The following is a 25,286-nucleotide window of genomic DNA, read 5'->3' as shown; positions in this document are numbered from 1 at the left end:
CTCACGACGTTCTAAACCCAGCTCGCGTACCACTTTAAATGGCGAACAGCCATACCCTTGGGACCGGCTTCAGCCCCAGGATGTGATGAGCCGACTCAACAGCCCGACCGCCACGACCACCAGCAACACGCCACGCGCGGCGCCGAAGGCCATGCCGAGGAATCGATCGGTCCCGGACAACCCGGTGACGCGTACCAATTCGCCGATAAGATAATTGATCATTGCGCCCACGATTAACGTGGCGACAAACATGATTGCGCAGCCCGTGATCACACGAGCCGAAGGCGTTTCGATGTATCCGGCGAGGTACTCGGACAATGAACCACCGAACATCCAGGCGACGACTCCTGCGATGATCCAGGTCACCAACGATAATGCTTCTTTGACGAAGCCGCGGCTCAAGCTGATCAATGCGGAGATGGCGACGATTGCAACGATCGCCCAGTCAACCCAGGTAAATGGCACAGTGCAGCCTACGGACGGATAAGGCGGCGCATTTTAGCAGAGCCCATGCTTATCGGTAAGCTGCGATTGTCAGTGCATTTCAAATCGGGATGATAGGTTTTACCCACGCTCGGGCTGGAAGCGCACGACAAAACCCTTGAGTTTCTTCTGGCGGTCCAGCAAATCACGCAGGCGGTCGGCTTCGGCGCGCTCGATCAGCGGCCCGACAAACACCCGATTCTTGCCGTCAGAGGTACGGATATAAGCGTTGTAGCCCTGACTGCGCAGGTCTTTCTGCAGGCTTTCGGCACTTTCGCGGCTCGACAGACTCGCCAACTGAACCGACCAACTGATCGACAGGCCATTGGCATCGATGCGGCTTTGCGTCGTGTCAGGCTTGCCCGGCGCGGCCGAGATCGGCTGAGACGGCGCAGTGGCAGGCTTGGCGGCCAATGCAGGCACTGGCGCAGGGGCCGTCGGCTTGACTGCCGGCGCAGGCACGGCGGGTGCAATCGGCTTTGCCGGCGCCACTTGCTCTGCGATCTCGTCATCACTGGGCACCGGCTCTTGCGACAACGCCTGCGGCTCCGGCACGGCCACCGGCTCGATCTGCACGGGCGGCACCGAAGGGGCTTGCGGTGCCGCCGGAGCGTCGACCGTGACTTGACGCTGTTCGTCCTGACGGGAAAACAGCATCGGCAGGAAAATAACCGCAAGCGCCACCAATACCAGGGCGCCGACCATGCGCTGTTTGTATGCCTTATCCAGCAATGCCATTTGCCGCTTCCTCCGTGGAGCGCCGGGCCAGCCATTCAAGGGCCTCGGCGACACAATAAAATGATCCGAACAACAGAATCTCGTCGTCACTTGTCGCCAGCGCGCTCTGCCCTTCCAGGGCTGCCGCCACGCTGTCATAGGACGTTACCGACGCGCCAAGGTTCTGCAACGCCAGCGCTATATCGGCAACCGGGCGCGCTCGCGACGAATCCAGTGGCGCAACAGCCCAGTGCTGGACACTAGCATTCAATTCGCCGACCACACCATCGAGATCCTTGTCCGCCAGCAATCCGAACACCGCCAGACGCTTGCCGACCGGTGGTCGACTGGCCAGACGCCGCGCCAGATACTCGGCTGCGTGCGGGTTATGCCCCACATCCAGCAGCAGGTTCAAACGCTTGCCCTGCCAGTCGAACTGGCGGCGGTCGAGACGACCCACCACCCGCGTCGCTTTCAGCGCGTCGACAATCTGTGCGTCGACCCACGGCAACCCGAGCAACAGGTACGCCTGCAACGCCAACGCGGCATTTTCCATCGGCAGATCGAGCAGCGGCAGGTCGCGCAGTTCGACCGCTCGCCCTTGAGCGTCCACGCCGCGCCATTGCCAGTGGTGATCCGTCACGCCAAGGTCAAAATCGCGCCCACGCAGGAAAAACGGGCAAGCCAGCTCGCGAGCCTTGTCCAGCAGAGGTTGTGGAGGATTGAGGTCGCCACAGAGCGCAGGCGCGCCCTGACGGAAGATGCCGGCCTTTTCATACGCCACCGACTCCCGGGTATTGCCCAGATAATCGGCATGGTCGACGCCGATGGTGGTGACCAGCGCCATGTCGGCATCCACCACGTTGACCGTGTCCAGACGCCCGCCCAGCCCGACTTCCAGCACCACGGCATCGAGCCCGGCCTGTTGAAACAGCCAGAACGCAGCCAGGGTACCCATTTCGAAGTACGTCAGCGAGGTGTCGCCACGGCCCGCCTCGACCGCGGCGAAGGCTTCGCACAGCTCGGCATCCGTCGCTTCGACGCCGTTGACCTGCACGCGCTCGTTGTAACGCAGCAGGTGCGGGGAATTGTAGACACCGACCTTCAGGCCCTGCGCCCGCAGCAATGAAGCCACGAATGCGCAGGTAGAACCTTTGCCATTGGTGCCCGTGACCGTAATCACCCGAGGCGCCGGCTTGCCCAGTCCCATGCGGGACGCTACCTGTTGCGAGCGCTCAAGGCCCATGTCGATGGCCGAAGGGTGCAACTGCTCAAGGTAGGCGAGCCATTCGCCAAGGGAACGTTGGGTCATATGTTCGCAGGTACCGGTGGAACCACGATTGGCTCGATGGGTGCTGCGACGAATTTCGGCGTCGGCAGGCCCATCATTTGCGCCAGCAGGTTGCCCAGGCGCGGACGCAGTTCCTGGCGGTGAACGATCATGTCGATGGCGCCGTGTTCCAGCAGGAACTCACTGCGCTGGAAGCCTTCCGGCAGCTTCTCGCGTACGGTTTGTTCGATTACGCGCGGGCCAGCGAAGCCGATCAGGGCTTTCGGCTCACCGACGATCACGTCGCCAAGCATCGCCAGACTGGCGGAAACACCACCGTAGACCGGGTCGGTCAGCACGGAGATAAACGGAATGCCTTCTTCACGCAGACGCGCCAGCACAGCAGAGGTCTTGGCCATTTGCATCAGCGAGATCAGGGCTTCCTGCATCCGCGCACCACCGGAAGCGGCGAAACAGATCATCGGGCACTTGTTTTCCAGCGCGTAGTTGGCGGCGCGCACAAAACGCTCACCGACGATGGCGCCCATCGAGCCGCCCATGAAGGAGAACTCAAACGCCGAAACCACCACCGGCATGCCCAGCAAGGTGCCGCTCATGGAGATCAGCGCGTCTTTCTCGCCGGTCGCCTTTTGCGCGGCGGTCAGGCGGTCCTTGTACTTCTTGCCGTCGCGGAATTTCAGACGGTCAACCGGCTCCAGGTCCGCACCCAGCTCGGCACGGCCTTCGGCGTCGAGGAAAATGTCGATACGGGCGCGGGCGCCGATACGCATGTGGTGATTGCACTTTGGGCAAACGTCCAGGGTCTTTTCCAGCTCCGGACGATACAGCACAGCCTCGCAAGACGGGCATTTGTGCCACAGACCTTCCGGCACCGAGCTCTTTTTGACCTCGGAACGCATGATCGAAGGGATCAGTTTGTCTACTAACCAGTTGCTCATGCTTTCTTTCTCCAGTACCGGCGGCCCGAACGCTTTGGTTCGCGGCCCCGCGTATGCCCTTGAGCTAAATTCATGTGTGTGGCGATGGTTGGCGGGAGGCCGGATCAGCAACATGTGACCTGCGTACACCCCAAAAACCCTCAGCCTCTTTTCTACAGTGCTGTGGACGGCGGCAGTCTGCCAGCCGTCACATCAACCGCGTACCGCGTTGATGAATGCCTGAATCTTCGCGTGATCCTTGATGCCCTTGCTCGCCTCTACCCCGCCGCTGACATCCACCGCGTAAGGTCGAACCCGGGTAATCGCCTCGGCGACGTTATCGGGGGTCAAGCCACCCGCCAGGATAATCGGCTTGCTCAAACCTTGCGGTATCAGAGACCAGTCGAACGCTTCACCGGTTCCGCCCGGTACGCCTTCCACATAGGCATCCAGCAGAATGCCGCTGGCACTTGGAAACGCATCGCATGCCGCTGCGATATCGTCACCGGCCTTGACCCGCAACGCTTTGATATACGGTCGATGCCAGCCTTCGCAGTCGGCGGCGGTTTCGTCGCCGTGGAACTGCAACAGGTCCAGCGGTACGGCGTCGAGCAGTTCGCCCAATTCGCAGCGGCTCGCGTTGACGAACAACCCCACGGTGGTCACGAATGGCGGCAGCGCCTTGATGATGTCGCGCGCCTGCTGGAACGTGACCGCCCGTGGGCTCTTGGCGTAGAACACAAACCCGATGGCGTCCGCCCCGGCCTCGACTGCCGCCAACGCATCTTCTATGCGGGTAATCCCGCAGATCTTGCTGCGAACGGCTGACATGTCGATAAATCCTCAGGGCAAATCCGGAAAAGTCCCGGATGGTAACAAATGCGTTCGAGGGCGTCAGCCGTCAAGTTCGGCGAAACCGGTCAAGAAGTGTGGACCGATGTAACGTTCGGGCAATTCGAATTCGTCGCGGTACTCCACCTGCACCAGATACAGGCCAAACGGATGCGCCGTCACCCCGCCGGAACGGCGAATGCGACTCTCCAGCACTTCCTTCATCCACTCCACCGGGCGCTCGCCAGCCCCAATGGTCATCAGCACGCCAGCGATGTTGCGCACCATGTGGTGCAGGAACGCGCTGGCGCGAATATCCAGCACGATCATCTTGCCGTGACGCGTCACGCGCAGATGATGCAATTCCTTGATCGGCGACTTGGCCTGGCACTGACCGGCGCGAAAAGCGCTGAAATCGTGGGTGCCGACCAGATACTGCGCCGCCTCGGCCATGCGTTCGACGTCGAGCGGACGGTGGTTCCAGGTGATTTCTTCGTTGAGGTGCGCGGGACGGATCTGATCGTTGTAGATCACGTAGCGGTAGCGCCGGGCGATGGCCTTGAACCGCGCATGAAAATGCGCGGGCATGACTTTGGCCCAACTGACGCTGACGTCGTGGGGCAAGTTGATGTTGGCGCCCATGACCCAGGCTTTCATCGAACGCTCGACCTGCGTGTCGAAATGCACCACTTGGCCACACGCGTGCACGCCCGCGTCCGTACGCCCGGCGCAGAGCAGCGACACCGGTGCATCGGCGACTTTGGACAAGGCCTTTTCCAGGGTCTCCTGCACGGTGAGCACGCCGGACGCCTGGCGCTGCCAGCCGCGATACCGCGAGCCTTTGTATTCAACGCCGAGCGCGATCCGGGAAAAGCCGTCGGGCACCAGTTCGGCGTCCGGGTTATCTATATTTGCCAAAGGAGTAACAGCCTGCTGATAAGCGCAAAGGCGGGCATTATAAGGCCGCTGGACCGCGACACCAGAGCCGAGTGGTTTTTGTGGCGTTGCATGGTCGGGGCAGACTTCGCTATATAGACAACCACATAACGAAAAACAGAAAACCACCGAGACCTGATGATGACCGCCACGCTCAAAGAAGCCGTCGGCCTGGCCTATAGCCTGGAAGGCATGCTCCACGCCAAACGCAAAACCTGGGAAGCCATCGACGAAATGGCCAGTCGCATCAAACCCGGCATGCGCGAATCCGAGGCGCTGACGATGAGTCTTGAAGTGCTGAATGAACGGGGGATGGACCGGATCTGGCATCCGTCGAAGATCCGTTTCGGCGAAAACACCCTGAAAACCTTCAAGCAACCCTGCGAAGGCGACCCGGTACTGGCCGAAAACGATATTTTCTTTATCGACCTCGGCGTGGTCTGGGATCGGCACGAGGGCGATTCGGGCGCGACGTTTACGGTGGGCGACGACGCCGAGATGAAAGCCTGCGCAGAGGCGGCGAAAAAGCTGTTTCTCAAGGTCGAGGATTACTGGCGCACCCGGCAGGTGGCCGGGCCTGAGCTGTATCGCTACGCCGACGAACAGGCGACGGCGATGGGCTGGACGTTGAACCTGGAAATCAAGGGCCACCGGGTCAGCGATTTTCCCCATGCGATCTATCGGGCGGGGGATTTGGGCAATTTCGAGGCTTGCCCGAATGTCGGGCTGTGGATTCTGGAAATCCAGATCGCCCACCCTACACGGCCGTTCGGGGCGTTTTATGAGGATCTGCTGACGTAAGATCCCTGCTTCACCAAAACAAAACGGCAGCCTCAATGGGCTGCCGTTTTTTTACACCTTACTGATCCATCACGCCAGGCGCGAAAGCATGTCCCTGGCTTCAGTCTTCTGACCGGCGTCGCCTTCGCTCACCACCTCATTGAGGATGTCCCGCGCGCCATCGTTATCGCCCATGTCGATATAGGCCTGGGCCAGATCGAGCTTGGTGGCGACTTCGTCGGTGCCGGAGAGGAAGTCGAAGTCCGGTTCATCATCCATGGATGCCCTGGCGTCTTCTGCGGTGAAGGTCGGCTCGCTGACGCTCTGCGACAAACGCTCCAGCTCGGCGTTGACGTCGTCCAGTTCGGCTGCAAATGCGTCCGGCTCGGCTGGCGTGGCATCCATTTCATCGGCCAGCGACAGGTCGAAATCTGCCGGCAACTCCAGATCATCCTGTGGAATCACCGGCGCCACAGTGGCCTCGGGCAAATCCTTCACGCCTTCGTCCAGATCCAGCAGGAAGTCATCTTCGGCAAGGATCGCCGGCGACGGTTCGGCGCCGAGGTCCATGTCCAGATCGAAGTCCGACAGGTCGTCGAGGCTTTCCTTGATGTCGGTCTGCTCTTTCAACACCGACTCAAAGCTCAAATCGTCGTCCAGCGGGAACTCGTCCAGTTCGGTCGAGGTGTCTTCTGGCGCAACCGCCGCCGGAGAAGCCGCTTCCAGATCATCCAGGCTGAGGTCGAAGGCACTGTCCAGATCGTGATCGGACGTGGCCGGCGCTTCAGGCTCATCCAGCAGCAAGTCCTTGACGTACTGCGCGTCAAGCTCGGCGGCGATGGCAGCAGCGGCGAGACCACCGGCGGCCGCGATGGCCATGGCCGGGAAGCGACTTTTCAGCTGCTCGACCTGGGCAAAGTTCTCACCGTTGGCGACCAGTTGCCGCTCCTGACCGACGAACGCATCACGGTCGCCTTGCTGACCGTAGACTTCCATCAATTTCAGGCGCAAGTCGCTGCGTTGAGGTTCTTGCTTGATGCCGTCTTCAAGCAACGCGGCGGCCTGATTCAGGCGACCGGCGGCCATGTGCGATTGTGCCTTGGCCAACACGTCGTCATCACGCTCGGCAGCCGGCGCCACCAGTGGCGCGGCGATTGGCGGCGTGACGACGACCGGGGCAATCATCGGCGCCGGAGCGGGTGTCGGTACTGGCGCAGGTGCCGGCGCGGTCGCAAGTTTCACGCTTGGCGGCGGAACTTCCAGACCTTCGAAGCTGCTTTGCGGCAGATCCTGGTCGGCGGAGAATTCTTTTTCGTCGGCCAGGGCACGAGCCATGCGCAGGTGTTTGTCGGCTTCTTGCTGGGCCTTGCGACGACGCGCCAACAACAGCAGCAAGAGCAGCAGCACGACGGCGCCGCCACCCAACAGCCCCAGCAATACCGGGTTGGTCAGCAGCTCATTGAATTTCTGATCATCCGCCGCCGCAGGCGGCGTTTCGACCGGCGCCGGGGCAGGCGCAACTTCAGGTGCCGCCGCCTCGGGTGCTGGCGCCGCCGGAGCCGCCTCGGGTACCGGCGCCGGATTAGCGGTCAGTTCTGCAGAGATGGCCGGCGTCGCCGCAGGCGCAGCAACTGCCGGAGCGCCCGCCGCGCCTTCGGCCTGCAATTTGGCCAGTTGATTGTTCTTCAGCTCGATCAGGCGTTGCAGCTTGTCCAGCTGACTTTGCAGATCGGTCATGCGGCTTTTCAGTTCGGCATTGTCTCGACGGGTCGTGTCGAGGCTTTCCTGAGTAACCGCCAGTTTGTTGCTCAAATTCTTGGCATCGCCCGCCGCGCCTTTGCCGCGACCTTTCGCGTTGTCGGCAGACACCAGGCTCAGGTTGTCCTTGGCGGCTTGCGTCGAGCCGGCTTCAGCCCGGCCGCGCTTGGTGGCATCGAGTTGCTGCTGGCCGGTGCCCGGCTTCGCCACGTAACGACGGCCCTGACGCCACGCGGTGTTCTGCGCGGCAACTTCGGCGATGGCTTTGGGTTGCGCCAGGCTGGTGCTCTGTTCCTGATCCGGCATGCGCAGCACCTGACCGGTTTTCAGCCGGTTGATGTTGCCATCGATGAAGGCATCCGGGTTTAGCGTCTGGATGGCCAGCATGGTCTGCTGGACCGAGCCGCCATTGCGCGCCTTCGCGGCGATTTCCCACAAGGTATCGCGTGGCGTGGTGGTGTATTGAGTTGGCTTGGTGCCGCCAGTGACCGGGGCGGCGACGGTTGGCGTCGGTGCCGGTTGCGCCGCCGCATCCGCCGTTTGTGGCGAGAATTTGGACGGATCGAGCAGCACGCTGTAGTCGCGCATCAACCGACCGCTCGGCCACATCACCTGAACCAGGAATTTCACCATCGGCTCGGAAAGGGGTTTGCTGGACGTCACGCGCAGGACACTTTTGCCGCCGGCGTTAAGCACCGGGGTGAAGGTCAGGTCGTTGAGAAATGCCTGGCGGTCGACACCGGCCTTGGCGAAATCTTCGGGCGAGGCCAGGCTCGGCACCACTTCGGCGGCGGTCAGGTCTTTGACGTCGAGAAGCTCGATCTCCGCCACCAACGGCTGGTTCAGCGTCGACTTCAGGGTCAATTCCCCGAGCCCGAGAGCATGCGCCATACCGGAGGACAGCGCCGAGGCGGCCGCTATTGCTAACACCAGTTTGCGAACTTGAACCATAGCCTCATCCTTTGTTTGAACATTCCTCGGCCAGCGAGAAGGTGTTGATAGTCGCTGCCGTAAGGCATTGCGCGCGGCGTCGAAGGGTCGTCGCGCGCGATCGTTTCTTTGATGCCCGGAAAGCCCCGCAGGGTGACTTGCCGTCCAGCAATGAGGCCAAGCATAGCGCTCGGCTAGAATCATTCTGCAAATTGTTGCCAAGTATCTTTTACAGCAGGTCTTTTATCAACAATTCAGCGACCTGCACAGCATTCAGCGCGGCCCCTTTGCGTACGTTATCTGACGTCAGCCACAGATTTAGTTCCGACGGGTCGTCGATTCCCAGGCGAACCCGACCGACGTAGACCACGTCCTGCCCTACCGCATCGCCGACCGGCGTCGGGTAATCGCCGGCTTCCACCAGTTCGATTCCGGGCGCATCCTCCAGCGCGGCGTTGACGCTTGCCAGGTCGACGGCACTCGCCGACTGCAAGGTCACGTTAAAGCTATCGCCAAAAAACACCGGGGCTTGAATGCAAGTGACGGAAATCTTTAATAAAGGCAGGCCGATGACCTGACGCAGCTCGCGCACCAGACGTTTTTCCAGCAGCGTATGGCCTTGTTCGTCCGGCTTGCCAACCTGCGCGAGCAGGTTGAACGCCATCTGCCGATCAAAAAATGTCGGCTCCAGCGGACGCACATTGAGCAGCTCGGCGGTTTGCCGGGCCAGCTCCTTGACGGCTTCGCGGCCCTGCGCCGAAACCGCCAGGCTGGCGGTCAGGTTGATGCGTTGCAGGTCGAGCAAGCCGAGCAACGGCGCCAGCGCTACCGCCAACGTGGTGGCCGAAGGGCTTGGGCTGCTGACCTGAAACGGCTTTTTCAGACTGGCGAGGATATCGGCGTTGGCTTCCGGCACCACCTGCGGCGCCTGATCAGCCGACAAGGCGCCGGACAGGTCAATCAGCGAGCAGCCGGCGGCCGTGGCGCGCGAGGCAAAACTCAGCGTCACCGCCGGGCCGGCGGCAAAGAACACCAACTGGACTTTGCTGAAGTCGAATTCATCCACTTCGCGTACGCGCACGTTCTTGCCGCGAAACGGCACCGAATGCCCGGCGGATTCGCTGCTGGCCAGCAAGTGCAGGTTGCCGACCGGGAAGTCGCGTTCTTCGAGAATCTGTACCAGCGTTTCGCCGACCGTACCGGTGGCGCCGATCACGGCGATATCAAAGGACTGGGTCATGGTGCTATCTCTGGCGAAACGGGGGAGCGGCACTTTACCGGGTGGGTGACATGCAGGCAATTCTACTGCGGACTTGTGGTGGCTGCGCCGGCCTCTTCGCGAGCAAGCCCGCTCCCACATTGGAATGCGCTCACCCTGTGGGAGCGGGCTTGCTCGCGAAGGCGGCCTCATTCACGACACAATTTCCATAAAAAAACCCGCACCTCTTTCAAGGCGCGGGTTCTTCGCTTACTTCAATCGATCAACGCTCAAGCAGGATCCGCAACATGCGACGCAGCGGTTCGGCCGCGCCCCACAGCAGTTGGTCGCCGACCGTGAAAGCGCCCAGGTATTGGGTGCCCATGTTCAGCTTGCGCAGCCGTCCCACCGGCACGTTCAGGGTGCCAGTGACCTTGGTCGGGCTCAGTTCCTGAATGCTCGCTTCGCGGTTGTTCGGCACCAGTTTGACCCAAGGGTTGTGCTGGCTGATCAGCCCTTCGATGTCGGCGATCGGCACGTCTTTGTTCAGCTTGATGGTCAGCGCCTGGCTGTGGCAACGCATGGCGCCGATGCGCACGCAGATGCCGTCCACCGGGATCGGGTTCTTGAAACGACCGAGGATCTTGTTGGTTTCGGCCTGGGCCTTCCACTCTTCGCGGCTCTGACCGTTCGGCAATTCCTTGTCGATCCACGGGATCAGGCTGCCGGCCAGCGGCACGCCGAAGTTTTCGGTCGGGTACGCGTCGCTGCGCATGGCCTCGGCGACACGGCGGTCGATGTCGAGGATGGCACTGGCCGGGTCGGCCAGTTGATCGGCGACAGCGGCGTGGGTCGCGCCCATTTGCTTGATCAATTCACGCATGTTCTGTGCGCCGGCACCGGAAGCCGCCTGATAGGTCATGGCGCTCATCCACTCGACCAGACCGGCCTCGAACAGACCGCCCAGGCCCATCAGCATCAGGCTGACGGTGCAGTTGCCGCCGATGTAGTTCTTGGTGCCCGCGTCGAGCTGCTGGTCGATGACCTTGCGGTTCACCGGGTCCAGCACGATCACCGCGTCATCCTGCATGCGCAGGCTGGAAGCGGCGTCGATCCAGTAACCCTGCCAGCCGGCTTCGCGCAGTTTCGGGAAGACTTCGCTGGTGTAGTCGCCACCCTGGCAGGTCAGAATCACGTCGAGGGTTTTCAGCTCTTCAATGCTGTAAGCGTCCTTGAGCGGAGCAATGTCCTTGCCCACGGACGGGCCTTGGCCACCGACATTGGAAGTGGTGAAAAACACCGGCTCGATAAGATCGAAATCCTGCTCTTCCAGCATCCGCTGCATGAGCACGGAACCGACCATACCGCGCCAACCGATCAGACCTACACGTTTCATCGCAACTACACCTTCTTTAAAAAGTGGGCCGCTGCTTTCGAAGTTGAAAGTGGCAGCGGGCCCGAGAGATTACAGATTCCGCAGCGCGGCGACTACTGCGTCGCCCATTTCCTGCGTACCGACTTTGGTGCAACCGTTGGACCAGATGTCGCCCGTGCGCAGGCCCTGGTCCAAAACCAGACTGACGGCCTGCTCGATGGCATCGGCGGCGACCTGCTGGTTGAAGCTGTAACGCAGCATCATCGAGACCGACAAAATAGTCGCCAACGGGTTGGCGATGCCTTTGCCCGCGATGTCCGGCGCCGAACCGTGGCACGGCTCGTACATGCCCTTGTTATTGGTGTCCAGGGACGCCGACGGCAGCATGCCGATGGAACCGGTGAGCATCGAGGCCTGGTCGGACAGGATGTCGCCGAACAGGTTGTCGGTGACGATCACGTCGAACTGTTTCGGTGCGCGCACCAGCTGCATGGCGGCGTTGTCGACGTACATGTGGCTCAGTTCGACTTGCGGGTAATCCTTGGCCACTTGCTCGACGATTTCACGCCACAACTGGCTGGAGGCCAGCACGTTGGCCTTGTCGACCGAGCACAGCTTCTTGCCACGGACCATTGCCATGTCGAAACCGACACGGGCGATGCGGCGGATTTCGCTTTCGCTGTACGGCAGGGTGTCGTAGGCCTGGCGCTCGCCGTTTTCCAGCACACGGGTGCCGCGTGGCGCACCGAAGTAGATGCCGCCGGTCAGTTCGCGAACGATCAGGATGTCCAGGCCGGCCACGATTTCAGGTTTCAGGCTCGAAGCCTCGGCCAGTTGCGGGTACAGGATCGCCGGACGCAGGTTGCCGAACAGGCCCAGTTGCGCACGGATTTTCAGCAGGCCACGCTCAGGGCGGATGTCACGCTCGATGGTGTCCCATTTCGGGCCGCCCACGGCGCCCAGCAGCACCGCGTCGGCGGCGCGGGCACGGTCGAGGGTTTCGTCGGCCAATGGCACGCCGTGCTTGTCGATGGCGGCGCCGCCGATCACGTCGTGGCTCAGTTCAAAGCCCAGGTTGTATTTTTCGCTGGCCAATTCCAGCACCTTGACCGCCTCGGCCATAATTTCAGGGCCAATACCGTCACCTGGGAGAATCAGAATCTGCTTGCTCATGCTTTCCTCGTGTCATCAGTCGGTGCGCCCGTAAACGCACCCGGAAAAATGCTTACCGTTCGGCCATCAGCACCAGCACATCTGTACTGAACGAACCATCGGCCTCAATCTCAAAATATTCGCGCACTTCGTTGCCCATCGATTGCTGCAACGCCAGAATCGCGGCGCGCATCACTTCGGGCGTGCGCATGCGCTCGACCCAGGAGGTGTACTCCAGCCGCAGCCGTTGCCGCGTGGTGCTACGGGTATGCAACCCCGCCTCGCTGACCTGGCGCAACCACTCGCCAGCGGAATAATCGCGCACGTGACTGGTGTCGCGCAGCACTTCGACGCTTTGCAGGTAGGTGTCGAACAACGGACTGCCCGGCGACAACACGTCGATGAACGCCGCCACGCCGCCCGGCTTCAGCACCCGGCGGACTTCACGCAGGGCCACGCCGAGGTCGCTCCAATGGTGCGCCGAATAACGGCTGAACACGAAGTCGAACTCGCCATCGGCGAACGGCAGACGCTCGGCGGCGCCGTTGACCGCGGTGACATTGCTGAAACCGCGATCGACCGCTGCGGCGGCGACCACGTCGAGCATTTGCCGGGACAGGTCGTAGGCCACCACTTCTTTCACCAGCGCCGCCACGTGGAAACTCACATGACCGGCGCCGCAACCCAGATCCAGCACACGGGCATCGCCCTGCCCGGCCAGCTCAGCCTGTAGCAGCGCAAATTCGGTGCCTTGAGCGTGAACGGCGCTGCTCAAGTAGGCCGCGGCCTGTTCACCGAATTGCTTTTGGACTACCTGGCTGTGCTGGGCGGTGCTGGTCATGGGGACTTCCTTTTTGGGGTTAAGCCTTGTGGTGTTCGGGCTGCCGTCTTCGCGAGCAAGCCCGCTCCCACAGGGATTTTGTGAGCACTGAAAATCCACTGTGGGAGCGGGCTTGCTCGCGAAGAGCCAGCCCTGTTTACATCAATCCCGGATCAATCAAACGTCGCGAAACAACCACGGCTGGCTCGCCCGGTGCTTGCTTTCAAACGATGCAATCGCCTCGTGGTCCATCAATGTCAGGCCAATATCGTCCAGGCCATTGACCAGGCAATGCTTGCGAAACTCATCCAGTTCGAAGCTGTAGGTCTTGCCATCCGGCCGGGTCACGGTCTGGGCTTGCAGATCAACCGTCAACTGATAACCAGGATTGGCTTCAACCTGCTGGAACAGCTCATCAACCTCCGCGTCGGTCAAGATGATTGGCAGCAGGCCGTTCTTGAAGCTGTTGTTGTAGAAGATGTCGGCATAACTCGGCGCGATGATGCTGCGGAAACCGTACTCTTCCAGCGCCCACGGCGCGTGCTCACGGCTGGAGCCGCAACCAAAGTTCTCGCGGGCCAGCAAGACGCTGGCGCCTTGGTAACGCTCGGCGTTGAGTACGAAATCCTTGTTCAGCGGGCGCTTGGAGTTGTCCTGGTAGGCATAACCCACGTCCAGGTAGCGCCACTCGTCAAACAGGTTCGGGCCGAAACCGGTGCGTTTGATCGACTTCAGAAACTGCTTCGGAATGATCTGGTCGGTGTCGACGTTGGCTCGGTCCAATGGCGCGACCAAACCGGTGTGTTGGGTAAAAGCTCTCATGTGCGGTTCCTCAGATCAGTTCGCGAACGTCGATAAAACGACCGTTGACGGCAGCGGCAGCGGCCATCGCCGGGCTGACCAGGTGCGTACGGCCACCGGCGCCCTGACGCCCTTCGAAGTTGCGGTTGGAGGTCGAGGCGCAATGCTCGCCTGATTCCAAACGGTCCGGGTTCATCGCCAGGCACATGGAGCAACCCGGTTCACGCCACTCGAAACCGGCTTCGAGGAAAATCTTGTCCAGGCCTTCAGCCTCGGCTTGCGCTTTCACCAGGCCCGAGCCCGGGACCACGATGGCTTGCTTGATGGTCGACGCCACTTTGCGGCCCTTGGCGATGACAGCGGCAGCGCGCAGGTCTTCGATCCGCGAGTTGGTGCAGGAACCGATGAATACGCGGTCCAGTTGAATGTCGGTGATCGCCTGATTGGCGCTCAAACCCATGTACTTCAAGGCGCGTTCGATGGAGCCACGCTTGACCAGGTCCATTTCCTTCGCCGGGTCCGGCACGTTCTGATCAACCGCTAACACCATTTCAGGCGACGTACCCCAGCTGACTTGCGGCTTGATCTGCGTGGCGTCGAGTTCAACCACGGTGTCGAACACAGCGTCTGCGTCGGAGACCAGGTCTTTCCAGGCCTCGACCGCTTTGTCCCAGTCCGCGCCTTTCGGGGCGAATGGACGGCCCTTGACGTATTCCACGGTTTTTTCGTCGGCGGCGACCAGACCCACACGCGCACCGGCCTCGATGGACATGTTGCAGATGGTCATGCGGCCTTCGATGGACAGGTCGCGAATCGCGCTGCCGGCGAATTCGATGGCGTGGCCGTTACCGCCGGCGGTGCCGATCTTGCCGATCACAGCGAGGACGATGTCCTTGGCGGTCACGCCGAACGGCAATTTGCCCTCGACCGAGACCAGCATGTTTTTCATTTTCTTGGCAACCAGGCACTGCGTGGCAAACACGTGCTCGACCTCGGACGTGCCGATGCCGTGGGCCAGGGCGCCGAATGCGCCGTGGGTCGAGGTGTGGGAGTCGCCGCAGACAACGGTCATGCCCGGCAAGGTGGCGCCCTGCTCCGGGCCGATCACGTGAACGATGCCCTGACGCACGTCGTTCATCTTGAATTCGGTGATGCCGTATTCGTCGCAATAGTCATCCAGGGTCTGCACCTGCAAACGCGAAACCTGGTCGGTAATCGCCTCGATGCCGCCCTTGCGATCCGGGGTGGTCGGCACGTTGTGGTCCGGGGTGGCGATGATCGAATCGACACGCCAAGGCTTGCGCCCGGCCAGACGCAGGCCTTCGAAAGCTTGGGGCGAAGTGACTTCATGGATGATGTGGCGATCGATGTAGATCAGCGACGACCCGTCGTCGCGCCGTTTCACTTCATGGGAATCCCAGAGCTTGTCGTAAAGCGTTTTGCCGGCCATCAGACGGTCCTCATCAGCTTGTTGCTATTTTTTATGCCTTGGGTCGTGCACGGTTCAATAACCCCTTGGCTTGTGAGGCTGATCCTAGGGGGTTACATTAAATAACTCAAATTCATATTTTTCATGCTTTGGATAACCAACTGGAATACCGCAATGGACCTCGCCAACCTCAATGCCTTTATCGCGATTGCCGAGACCGGAAGTTTCTCCGGCGCCGGTGAACGGCTGCACCTGACGCAGCCGGCGATCAGCAAACGCATCGCCGGGCTGGAACAGCAATTAAAGGTGCGATTGTTTGATCGATTGGGCCGCGAGGTCAGCCTGACCGAGGCCGGACGCGCCCTGTTGCCGCGGGCTTATCAGATTCTGAACGTGCTGGACGATACCCGTCGCGCCCTGACCAACCTGACCGGCGAAGTTACCGGCCGCCTGACGCTGGCGACCAGTCACCACATCGGCCTGCACCGCTTGCCACCGTTATTGAGGGAATTTACCCGCCGCTACCCACAGGTCGCGCTGGATATTCAGTTCCTCGATTCGGAAGTGGCCTACGAAGAAATCCTCCATGGCCGCGCGGAACTGGCCGTGATCACCCTGGCGCCGGAGCCGCACACGCTGGTCAAGGCCACGCCGGTGTGGGACGACCCGCTGGATTTCGTGGTCGCCCCGGAGCATTCGCTGATCAGCAACGGCGCGGTCACCCTCGCGGACATTGCCCGGCACCCGGCGGTGTTTCCCGGCGGCAACACCTTCACCCATCACATCGTCCAGCGCCTGTTTGAGGCCCAAGGCCTGACGCCAAACATCGCCATGAGCACCAATTATCTGGAAACCATAAAGATGATGGTCTCGATTGGCCTGGCCTGGAGCGTCTTGCCGCGCACAATGCTGGACGATCAAGTGGCGCGAATACCTTTGCCGGGCATACAGCTCACTCGCCAGCTAGGCTATATCTTGCACACCGAAAGGACGCTATCGAATGCGGCACGAGCCTTTATGGCTCTGCTGGATGCACAAATCGATCTGCCAGGGACTCATGGCTAACTTGTGCTACTCCTGAAGAGCCGCAAAATCCTGTGCCTAACGCCCCAATCAGCTCAAGGCCTGTAGCCAATGCCTAAATCCGTTGACCGTATTCCGCCGATGCCGCGTATTCAGGCGCTTGACCCAAAACGCTCCGAGCAGAGCTGGGAAAACGCGCCGCAATTGCTGGCAGCCCTCAATGGTGCGCGGCTGGGTGCGTGGTATTGGGACATCGAGCGTGGGCAAATCAGCTGGTCGCGGGGGACTCAGGCGCTGTTTGGCTTCGATCCGCATATGCCGTTGCCGGAAGACCTGGAATACCTCGATCTGCTGCCGCCGGAAGACCGGGCAAAAACCGTCCGCGCCTTCCACGCGGTGATTGCCGGCGCGCCGCTTGAGCAAGCGATGCACCACCGCATCCGGTGGCCTGACGGCAGCCTGCACTGGCTGGAGATCAACGGCAGCCTGCTGCCGGACAAACACGGCCGCCCGCGCATGATCGGGGTGATCCGCGAAATCACCCACCAGCGCCAGCGGGAGCAAGCGCTGAGCAGTTCGGAAAAACGTTTCGCCACGCTGTTTCACCTGTGCCCGAACATGGTGCTGCTGACCCGTCAGGAAGACGGCCTGATCACGGAGGCCAACCAGTATTTCGAGAGCCTGTTCGGCTGGCCGGTGCAGAACGCGATTGGCCGCACCACCGTGGAACTGGGCCTGTGGGTGCACCCCGAGCAACGGGCAAAACTGGTCACGGCCACCAAGGCCAAGGGCGAACTGTTCAGCATGGAGGTGCAGTTTCGCGCCAGCAACGGCCAGGTCCACGACGGCATTCTCAGCGCGCAAAAAGTCGAACTCGAAGGCCAGCCTTACCTGCTGAGCACGTTCCTCGACACCACCGATCGCAAAATCGCCGAGCAAGCGCTGAAGGACAGCCAGGACCGTCTCGACCTGGCGCTGGATTCGGCGCAACTCGGCACTTGGGACTGGCACATTCCCAGCGGCATGCTCTACGGCTCGGCCCGGGCGGCTCAACTGCACGGGCTGGAGGCCAAACCGTTCCACGAGTCGTTCGACGAGTTTTTTGAAGGCGTGCCCGGCGAAGAGCGCGACAGCATGCGCGACGCCTACCGCAGCTTGCGCGAAGGCCCGGCCGGCAATTACCAACTGACCTACCGCGTGCAACTGCCGGACGGCAGCTCGCGCTACCTGGAAAGCCGCGCCCGCCTCTACCGCGACGAAAACGGCGCGCCGCTGCGCATGGCCGGCACCTTGCTCGACATCACCGACCAGGTGGAGCGCGAACAACGATTGGTAGCCTCCGAGGAAAAATTCGCCACGCTGTTCCAGGTCAGCCCGGATCCGATCTGCGTGACGCGCCAGGACAGCGGCCAGTTCATCGAGATCAACTCGAGCTTCACTCAGACCTTCGGCTGGAGCGCCGCCGACGTGATTGGTCGTAGCGCCGACGAAATCGGCCTGTGGGACGCTTCGGCGAAAAGCCTGCAACGGATCGAACAGGTCATCCGCGAACAAGGGCTGAACAACGTGGCGATTGTGGTTCAGCACAAGGACGGACTGCCCCTGACCTGCGTGATTTCCAGTCGGCAGATCAGCGTCGGCGACCAGCCCTGCGTCGTCACTACCCTGCGCGACATCACTCAGCAGCAGCGTTCCGAAGCGGCATTGAAGGCCAGTGAAGAAAAATTCGCCAAGGCGTTCCACTCCAGTCCCGACGCCATCACCATCACCGAGCGCGATACCGGGCGTTATCTGGAAGTGAACGACGGTTTCTGTCGCCTGACGGGGTTCCGCGCCGAGGAAGTGGTGGGCAAAACCGTCTATCAGGTGGGGATCTGGGCCGAGGAAAAACAGCGCTCGGCGCTGCTGGCCGAGCTACAGCTCAAGGGCCGCGTGCATCATCAGGAAATGCTCGGGCGCAACAAGCGCGGTGAACTGCTGACCGTGGAGGTCTCGGTGGAGCCCATCACCCTCAACGAGACCGCGTGCCTGCTGCTGACTGCGCGGGATGTCAGCCTGCTGAAAAATGCTGAGGCGCAGATCCGTCACCTGGCCTACCACGACCCGCTGACCAACCTGCCGAACCGCGCGCTGCTGATGGATCGCCTGAGCCAGCAGATTGCCTTGCTCAAGCGCCATAACCTGCGCGGTGCGTTGCTGTTTCTGGACCTCGACCACTTCAAGCACATCAACGATTCGCTGGGTCACCCGGTGGGCGACACGGTGCTGAAAATCATCACCGCGCGCCTCGAAGCCAGCGTGCGCATGGAAGACACCGTGGCGCGGCTCGGTGGCGACGAGTTTGTGGTACTGCTCAGCGGCCTGGAAGGCTCGCGCAACGAGGTCAGCGCTCAGGTCCGGGAACTGGCGGACACCTTGCGTGAACTGCTGTCGGAGCCGATGTTCCTCGACGGCCAGCGCCTGCAAGTCACGCCGAGTATCGGAATTGCACTGATCCCCGACCACGGTTCGACCCCGACCGACCTGCTCAAACGCGCGGATATCGCGCTCTATCGCGCCAAAGACTCGGGCCGCAACACCGCGCAGATGTACCACAACACCATGCAGAAAGCGGCGAGCGAACGCCTGCGCATGGAAACCGATTTACGCCTGGCGCTGTCCCGGGGCGAATTCGATGTGCATTACCAGCCGCAGGTCGACGCCCGTGGTAACCGCATTGTCGGTGCCGAAGCGCTGGTGCGCTGGAACCACCCGGAGCTCGGCGCGCAATCACCCACCGAGTTCATCAAGGTGCTCGAAGACAGCGGCTTGATTCTGGAGGTCGGCACCTGGATCCTCGACGAAGCCTGCGCCGCGTTCAAACACCTGATTGCCCAAGGCCTGGTCAACCCGCTCAGCTTCAGCCTGTGCGTCAACATCAGCCCACGGCAATTTCGCCAAAACGACTTCGTCGAACGCATCGAGCACAGCCTCGGCAGCCACGGCCTACCCTGCTCGCTGTTGAAACTGGAAATCACCGAAGGCATCGTCATCCAGAACCTGGAAGACACAATCAACAAAATGCGGCGCCTGAAAAAACTCGGCGTGAGCTTTGCGATGGACGACTTCGGCACGGGTTACTCGTCGCTGACTTACCTGAAACGCCTGCCGGTCGACACCCTGAAAATCGACCAGTCGTTCATCCGCGATGCGACCACCGACCCCAACGACGCCGAGATCATTCGCGCGATTGTCGCCATGGCCCGCAGCCTGGAATTGAAGGTGATCGCCGAAGGGGTTGAGACGCCGGAGCAACTGGAGTTTTTGCAGGGGTTGGGCTGCCATTTTTATCAGGGGTATTTGCACAGCCGGCCGTTGCCGCTGGATGCCTTTGAGAAATTGCTCAAATGACGGATGCGTTTGGGAGCGGGCTTGCTCCGGGCGGCGCTCCGACGAAGGCGGTGTACCAGCCACGTTTATGTCGACTGACACAGCGCTTTCGCGAGCAAGCCCGCTCCCACAGAGCGGGCTTGCCGGCCTTGAGATTGGCATGGGGGGGATTCAGGCGGCCTCGGCCACCTGCAAACCCAGCAAGCGCGAGACCTGATCCAGTTCGGTTTCACGTCGCAGAACGGTAAACAGCTCGACCGCTTCGGGATAATTGCGAGTCAGCATCGCCAGCCACTGCTTCAAGCGACCGGGCGATTGGCGCGGTGTCATCTGCGCCTTGGCTTGCAGCCAGAAGTCCTGAAGCAACGGCAGCAGCTCGGCCCAGGTCATCTCAACCACTTCTTCGCCGGCGCGCGCTGCCGCGATCTGCCGGGCCAGGTCCGGACGCGAGACCAGGCCCCGACCGAGCATGATGTCTTCGACACCGCTTATTTCGCGGCAACGACGCCAGTCTTCGACGCTCCAGATGTCGCCGTTGGCGAATACCGGCACCTTGACCACGTCCTGCACGCGCGGGATCCACTCCCAATGCGCCGGCGGCTTGTAGCCATCGGTTTTGGTCCGCGCATGCACCACGATGTGTGCCGCGCCGCCTTCGGCCAGGGCTGTGGCGCAGACTAGCGCGCCGTCCGGACTGTCGAAGCCCAGGCGCATTTTGGCGGTGACCGGAATGTGCGCAGGGACGGCGCGACGGACGTGCTCGACGATTTGATTGAGCAGTTCGGGCTCTTTGAGCAACACCGCGCCGCCACGGGACTTGTTCACGGTCTTGGCCGGGCAGCCGAAGTTCAGGTCGATGACCTCAGACCCCAGCTCACAAGCCAGCGCCGCGTTTTCCGCCAGGCACACCGGGTCCGAACCCAGCAATTGCACGCGCAGCGGCACGCCGGACGCGGTCTTGGCGCCATTCAGCAGTTCAGGGCCAAACTTGTGGTAATAGGCAGGCGTGAGCAGTTGATCGTTGATCCGAATGAACTCGGTCACGCACCAATCGATACCGCCCACACGGGTCAGCACGTCCCGCAGGATGTTGTCGACCAACCCCTCCATGGGCGCCAAAGCAATTTGCATGGAAAACACACTCAACGAAAAACGTGCGGCAGTTTACTGGATTACCCGGCAAAAGAGTTGCGTATGCCTTTGTGACTGCGCATGCCTTTGTGGCTTCGCATACCCTTTTGGCTGCACATGCCTTTGTGGCTGCGCATACCCTTTTGGCTGCGCATGCCTTTGTGGTTTCGCATGCCTTTGTGGCGAGGGGGCTTGCCCCCGTTGGATCGCGAAGCGGTCCCGTGCAGTAGAGAGTGCTGCGCACTCTAACGGGGGCAAGCCCCCTCGCCACAGAACAGGACAGGACAGAACAGAACAGAACAGAACAGAACAGAACAGAACAGAACTGGACTAGGTCAGCTCGGGACTTGCAACGCCGGGCCATAGCCCTCGATGAACTCTGCCGGCATGCGCTTGGGTTTGCCCGTGGACAGTTCGATGCAGACGAAGGTGGTTTGCGCGCGCAGCAATGTGGTGTTGTCACTCGGGCGCTTGAGCTGGAAATGCCGGGTCATCTTCAGCCGCTGGTCCCAATCGACGATCCAGGTCGCCAATTGCAACTCGTCGCCCTCGTAGGCAGCGGCGAGGTAATCGATCTCATGTCGCACCACCGCCATCGCGCGATCCAGCCGCCGATATTCGACCAGGTCCAGACCCAGCCGTTGCGAGTGACGCCAGGCGCAGCGCTCGAGCCAGGTCACGTACACCGCGTTATTGGCGTGGCCCAGCCCGTCGATATCCTCGGCGCCGACTTCCAGATCAATGATAAATGGCGTTGCCCGATCCCAGCCCATGCCCCACTCCCGGTCAGATTTGTCGACCGACGCAGTGTACCGGATGCTCAGGCCGATTGGCGCGATTGCAGGCTGCGCCCGGACAGCAGTGATAACACGCCATCAATCACCCGTGGGTCGGCGAGCACCCGTTGATGACCGCCCTCTTGCAGACGCAGCAAGCGACTGTCAAACCAGGCTTCGTGGATCAGCTGCGACTCGTTGACCGAGACGAAGCAATCGTCTTCGGCATGGACAATCAGGCCTGGCATATCGAGTTGGTAGTGATCGACATCCAGCGTCGCGGCGCGCATGCCGACGTCTGCCTCGACCTGGCGGATGAATGCCGAACGGGCTTTGGGTGGCAACCGCACATAACGTGCAAAGCCGCGCAGCACCCCGAGAATTCGCGCCGGGGCGGCGATGGTCACCAGGGTTTCCGTGCGCAAGCCCAACTGCACGGCGAGCATGGCACTGGCGCCACCCATCGAGTGACCGATGACCGCTTGCAGCGGTGGCAACTCGGCAGCGGCTTCCAGCATCGCCCGGGCGAACAACACAACGTTGGCTTCACTGCCCGGCGAGCGACCGTGCGCCGGGCCGTCGAGGGCAACCACGGTATAACCGGCATCGACCAGCGCAGTGATGAGGCTGGCGAACTGCGTCGGCCGCCCTTCCCAACCGTGCATCAGCAACACGGCCGGGCCTTGGCCCCAGCGCAACGCCGAGAGACCAAACCGCAGAGTGATGCGCTCGGATTTTGCCAACAGCGGCAATTCCCAGTCACGGGGCGGCAGATCCCGTGGCGTCATGAACGCCAGCCGCATTTTGCTCGCGACCAGTTTCGGTGCGAACCAGCCCAAGGTGCCATTAACGCCACGAACCCACTTTAACGTGCTCATCGCTCTCACTCCCCCAGGCTGTGCCTTCAGGTCATAGCACCGCGGACTTGGCGGCGCGCAGCAATCGATCGGACAATTCTCCTGGCCCCAGCGCGCGCGCCAGCCCCAAACCACCGATCATCAACGCCATGTCAGCCAAGGCTTTATCGATGTCTTCCGGGCTGGCCGCCAATTGGGCGACCATCATTTCCACGTGCTCATTCAGCGCCACACGAAATTCGTCGGGCAGACGTCCGAGTTCGCCCACCGACGCCGGGATCGGGCACGCCGATTCCGAGGAATCACGGTGTTTACGCGACAGGTAAAACGCCGCCACCAACGCGCGACGCTCTTCACCGGTCAACTGCGCATCCATGTCGGCAATCAGCTCACGACGGTGGCCAAGCAATTGCTTGAAGGCCTCCAGCATCATTGCGTCCTTGCTTTCAAAGTGCGCATAGAAGCCGCCGACGGTCAGGCCGGCTGCGCCCATCACTTCGCCCACGCTCGGTTCGGCCGGGCCGCGCTGAATCAGCGCTGCGCTGGCGGCCTTGAGGATGCGTTCGCGGGTTTGAGCTTTTTTATCGTTCATCGTTGCCTCCGAATATTACGACTAGAATATTATTCTCATAATAATTTTCCGCAAGTCGTGGGTATGACCGCTGGTCTGAAGAACAGTTGGAAAAAATAGGGGATTGGCCAAACGCCAGACAAACAAAAGGGCCATTCAATAATTGAATGACCCTTATAAAATCCCGCAGAGCGGGTAATCGTGGCGTCCCCTAGGGGACTCGAACCCCTGTTACCGCCGTGAAAGGGCGGTGTCCTAGGCCACTAGACGAAGGGGACGCAAAACCTTCTATACAACTGATCAGTGCTGAGTACTGATCGCTTCAAGGCCGGTGTGGCCAGACCTTGAAGTGTAAATTGGTGGAGCTAAACGGGATCGAACCGTTGACCTCTTGCATGCCATGCAAGCGCTCTCCCAGCTGAGCTATAGCCCCTCATCGCTGAGGACGGGGCGAATCTTAATGGCGGATTGAAAACGTGTCAAATTTATTTTCAACAATTTCCAAACTTTTTTGCCGACATAACAATCACTTACCGCCCTCCCCCCGAAAAACGGGGGTGCTGCCGACGTGCAGGATCAAAAGATCAAAGCTTCGGCAGCCCTTACATCGGGTCAAACAACCTCAGGCGATGTTGCCCAAGAGTTTTTCCCACTCCTTGTTTTCCTTCTTCGACACGCCGCCCAGCAGGTCGATGGCCTGGCGCAGACGGAAACGGGTCAGGTCCGGACCGAGGATTTCCATGGCATCGAGCACCGACACCGAACTGGCCTGGCCGGTGATCGCGGCAAACATCAACGGCATGGCGTCACGCAGTTTCAGTTCCAGGGATTCGACCACCGCCTGAATCGTCGCGGTGATGCTGTCCTTCTCCCACTGACGCAGGCTTTCGAGCTTCCACAGGATCAATTGCATCAACTGCCGAACCTGATCGCCCGAGAGCTTCTTGGATTCGAACAGCTTGGCGTCCGGGTTGACGCCGCCGGCGAAGAAGAAACCGGCCAGCGGTGCAACCTGGCTGAAGGTTTCGACGCGGCCCTGCACGTGCGGCGCGATCTTCATCATGTAATCCGGGTTCAAGGCCCAGGTTTGCAGGCGCGCAGCGAACTCTTCCACCGGCAGATCACGCAGCCACTGGCCGTTGAGCCACGACAGCTTCTCGACGTCGAAAATCGGCCCGCCGAGGGACACGCGACTCAGGTCGAAGTGATCGACCATTTCCTGCAGCGAAAACTTCTCGCGCTCGTCCGGCATCGACCAACCCATGCGCCCCAGATAGTTGAGCATCGCTTCCGGCATGAAGCCCATGCGCTCGTAGAAGGTCACCGACGTCGGGTTCTTGCGCTTGGACAGCTTGCTCTTGTCCGGATTACGCAACAGCGGCATGTAGCACAGTTGCGGTTGTTCCCAGCCGAAGTACTCGTAGAGCAGGATCAGTTTCGGCGCTGACGGCAGCCACTCTTCGCCCCGCAGGACGTGAGTGATGCCCATCAGATGGTCATCGACCACGTTGGCGAGGAAGTACGTCGGCAGGCCGTCGGTTTTCATCAGCACTTGCATGTCCATGCGATCCCACGGGATCTCGACGTCGCCACGCAGCATGTCCGGCACTACGCACACGCCTTCGCTCGGCACTTTCATGCGGATCACGTGCGGTTCGCCAGCGGCCAGGCGACGCGCGACCTCTTCCGCCGACAGCAGCAACGCGCGGCCGTCGTAACGCGGGGTTTCGCCGCGCGCCATCTGCTCGGCACGCATCTGGTCCAGCTCTTCAGCGGTGCAGAAGCACGGGAACGCATGGCCCATTTCGACCAGCTGTTGGCAGTACTTCTGATAGATGTCGCCACGCTCGCTCTGACGGTAAGGACCGTGCGGGCCGCCAACGTCGGGGCCTTCGCTCCAGTCGATACCCAACCAGCGCAGGGCGTCGAAAATCTGCTGTTCGGACTCGCGGGTCGAACGCAATTGGTCGGTGTCTTCGATCCGCAGGATGAACTCACCGCCATGCTGCTTGGCAAAGCAGTAGTTGAACAAAGCGATGTAAGCGGTTTTTAATAGAAGCCACCTGAGGACGGGTTCAATTTTGGGGGCAAAATGACCATAAATGAATCGATTCACTCACCGCTTGAAAACTTTCCAATGG

At 61.1% G+C, this 25,286-nt stretch carries 20 protein-coding genes, 2 tRNA genes and 1 pseudogene; 3 read left to right on the top strand and 20 right to left on the bottom strand.

The window, feature by feature from the left end; all coding sequences use genetic code 11:
• Nucleotides 1–93: 93 nt before the first annotated feature.
• From ACQKP4_RS22575 to truA, 6 genes and pseudogenes are all read right to left on the bottom strand, one after another.
• Nucleotides 94–465, bottom strand: a pseudogene (locus tag ACQKP4_RS22575) (CvpA family protein); the annotation flags it as partial.
• A 99-nt stretch (nt 466–564) separates the two neighbouring features.
• On the bottom strand, nt 565–1,221 hold the full coding sequence (locus tag ACQKP4_RS22570) for an SPOR domain-containing protein (RefSeq protein ID WP_427635810.1): 657 nt from the start codon (nt 1,219–1,221) through the stop codon (nt 565–567).
• Nucleotides 1,205–2,512: a bifunctional tetrahydrofolate synthase/dihydrofolate synthase gene (gene folC, locus ACQKP4_RS22565; protein WP_427635809.1), complete on the bottom strand. Its 1,308-nt coding sequence runs from the start codon at nt 2,510–2,512 to the stop codon at nt 1,205–1,207. The genes ACQKP4_RS22570 and folC overlap by 17 nt, the downstream gene beginning before the upstream one ends.
• Nucleotides 2,509–3,429, bottom strand: a complete 921-nt coding sequence (accD, locus tag ACQKP4_RS22560; protein ID WP_427635808.1) for an acetyl-CoA carboxylase, carboxyltransferase subunit beta — start codon at nt 3,427–3,429, stop codon at nt 2,509–2,511. Before accD ends, folC begins: the two co-directional genes overlap by 4 nt.
• 192 nt (nt 3,430–3,621) lie before the next feature.
• The gene (locus tag ACQKP4_RS22555) at nt 3,622–4,239 is read right to left on the bottom strand and encodes a phosphoribosylanthranilate isomerase (protein ID WP_427635807.1); all 618 of its coding nucleotides are present in this window, start codon (nt 4,237–4,239) and stop codon (nt 3,622–3,624) included.
• A gap of 63 nt (nt 4,240–4,302) precedes the next feature.
• Complete coding sequence (truA, locus tag ACQKP4_RS22550) at nt 4,303–5,157, bottom strand: tRNA pseudouridine(38-40) synthase TruA (protein WP_427635806.1); 855 nt, start codon at nt 5,155–5,157, stop codon at nt 4,303–4,305.
• A gap of 159 nt (nt 5,158–5,316) precedes the next feature.
• Here truA and ACQKP4_RS22545 point away from each other — a divergent pair, with 159 nt between their 5' ends.
• Entirely contained in the window at nt 5,317–5,976 is a 660-nt protein-coding gene (locus ACQKP4_RS22545) for a M24 family metallopeptidase (RefSeq protein WP_427635812.1), read from the top strand.
• A 69-nt stretch (nt 5,977–6,045) separates the two neighbouring features.
• Here the strand turns inward: ACQKP4_RS22545 and ACQKP4_RS22540 are convergent, their stop codons facing one another.
• From ACQKP4_RS22540 to leuC, 7 genes are all read right to left on the bottom strand, one after another.
• Nucleotides 6,046–8,664 carry a FimV/HubP family polar landmark protein gene (locus tag ACQKP4_RS22540; RefSeq protein WP_427635805.1) on the bottom strand — a complete coding sequence of 873 codons (2,619 nt, stop codon included), beginning with the start codon at nt 8,662–8,664 and terminating at the stop codon, nt 6,046–6,048.
• 208 nt (nt 8,665–8,872) lie between these two features.
• The gene (locus tag ACQKP4_RS22535; protein ID WP_427635804.1) at nt 8,873–9,883 is read right to left on the bottom strand and encodes an aspartate-semialdehyde dehydrogenase; all 1,011 of its coding nucleotides are present in this window, start codon (nt 9,881–9,883) and stop codon (nt 8,873–8,875) included.
• A gap of 241 nt (nt 9,884–10,124) precedes the next feature.
• Nucleotides 10,125–11,237 carry an aspartate-semialdehyde dehydrogenase gene (asd, locus tag ACQKP4_RS22530; RefSeq protein ID WP_427635803.1) on the bottom strand — a complete coding sequence of 371 codons (1,113 nt, stop codon included), beginning with the start codon at nt 11,235–11,237 and terminating at the stop codon, nt 10,125–10,127.
• A 69-nt stretch (nt 11,238–11,306) separates the two neighbouring features.
• A complete protein-coding gene (gene leuB / locus ACQKP4_RS22525; protein WP_427635802.1) occupies nt 11,307–12,389 on the bottom strand; it encodes a 3-isopropylmalate dehydrogenase in 1,083 nt (360 codons plus the stop codon).
• A gap of 52 nt (nt 12,390–12,441) precedes the next feature.
• A complete protein-coding gene (locus ACQKP4_RS22520; RefSeq protein WP_427635801.1) occupies nt 12,442–13,209 on the bottom strand; it encodes a class I SAM-dependent methyltransferase in 768 nt (255 codons plus the stop codon).
• A 156-nt stretch (nt 13,210–13,365) separates the two neighbouring features.
• Nucleotides 13,366–14,010 (bottom strand): 3-isopropylmalate dehydratase small subunit, encoded by a 645-nt coding sequence (gene leuD / locus ACQKP4_RS22515; protein ID WP_427635800.1) that lies wholly within the window; start codon nt 14,008–14,010, stop codon nt 13,366–13,368.
• Nucleotides 14,011–14,020: 10 nt separating this feature from the next.
• Nucleotides 14,021–15,439 (bottom strand): 3-isopropylmalate dehydratase large subunit, encoded by a 1,419-nt coding sequence (gene leuC, locus ACQKP4_RS22510; protein ID WP_427635799.1) that lies wholly within the window; start codon nt 15,437–15,439, stop codon nt 14,021–14,023.
• 153 nt (nt 15,440–15,592) lie between these two features.
• On the opposite strand from leuC, the gene ACQKP4_RS22505 reads away from it, so the two are divergent.
• Complete coding sequence (locus ACQKP4_RS22505; protein WP_427635798.1) at nt 15,593–16,483, top strand: LysR family transcriptional regulator; 891 nt, start codon at nt 15,593–15,595, stop codon at nt 16,481–16,483.
• A 69-nt stretch (nt 16,484–16,552) separates the two neighbouring features.
• The gene (locus ACQKP4_RS22500) at nt 16,553–19,831 is read left to right on the top strand and encodes a sensor domain-containing protein (protein WP_427635797.1); all 3,279 of its coding nucleotides are present in this window, start codon (nt 16,553–16,555) and stop codon (nt 19,829–19,831) included.
• 150 nt (nt 19,832–19,981) lie between these two features.
• Here the strand turns inward: ACQKP4_RS22500 and ACQKP4_RS22495 are convergent, their stop codons facing one another.
• The 7 genes from ACQKP4_RS22495 to gltX form a co-directional block, all read right to left on the bottom strand.
• Complete coding sequence (locus ACQKP4_RS22495; protein WP_427635796.1) at nt 19,982–20,941, bottom strand: tRNA dihydrouridine synthase; 960 nt, start codon at nt 20,939–20,941, stop codon at nt 19,982–19,984.
• A 335-nt stretch (nt 20,942–21,276) separates the two neighbouring features.
• Nucleotides 21,277–21,714 (bottom strand): acyl-CoA thioesterase, encoded by a 438-nt coding sequence (locus tag ACQKP4_RS22490; protein WP_017337624.1) that lies wholly within the window; start codon nt 21,712–21,714, stop codon nt 21,277–21,279.
• A gap of 47 nt (nt 21,715–21,761) precedes the next feature.
• Nucleotides 21,762–22,595 carry an alpha/beta fold hydrolase gene (locus ACQKP4_RS22485; protein WP_427635795.1) on the bottom strand — a complete coding sequence of 278 codons (834 nt, stop codon included), beginning with the start codon at nt 22,593–22,595 and terminating at the stop codon, nt 21,762–21,764.
• A 31-nt stretch (nt 22,596–22,626) separates the two neighbouring features.
• Nucleotides 22,627–23,166 (bottom strand): TetR/AcrR family transcriptional regulator, encoded by a 540-nt coding sequence (locus ACQKP4_RS22480; RefSeq protein ID WP_427635794.1) that lies wholly within the window; start codon nt 23,164–23,166, stop codon nt 22,627–22,629.
• A 181-nt stretch (nt 23,167–23,347) separates the two neighbouring features.
• Nucleotides 23,348–23,423, bottom strand: a tRNA-Glu gene (locus ACQKP4_RS22475).
• Between the two features lie 79 nt (nt 23,424–23,502).
• A tRNA-Ala gene (locus ACQKP4_RS22470) sits at nt 23,503–23,578 on the bottom strand.
• Nucleotides 23,579–23,767: 189 nt separating this feature from the next.
• Nucleotides 23,768–25,249 (bottom strand): glutamate--tRNA ligase, encoded by a 1,482-nt coding sequence (gene gltX / locus ACQKP4_RS22465; protein WP_427635811.1) that lies wholly within the window; start codon nt 25,247–25,249, stop codon nt 23,768–23,770.
• Nucleotides 25,250–25,286 lie beyond the last annotated feature (37 nt).

Origin of the sequence: Pseudomonas sp. NPDC086278 (assembly GCF_050280905.1) — a bacterium.
Classification (GTDB): Bacteria; Pseudomonadota; Gammaproteobacteria; order Pseudomonadales; family Pseudomonadaceae; genus Aquipseudomonas.
Note: the sequence above shows the minus strand (reverse complement) of the source record. Positions and strands in the feature narration are given on the sequence as shown.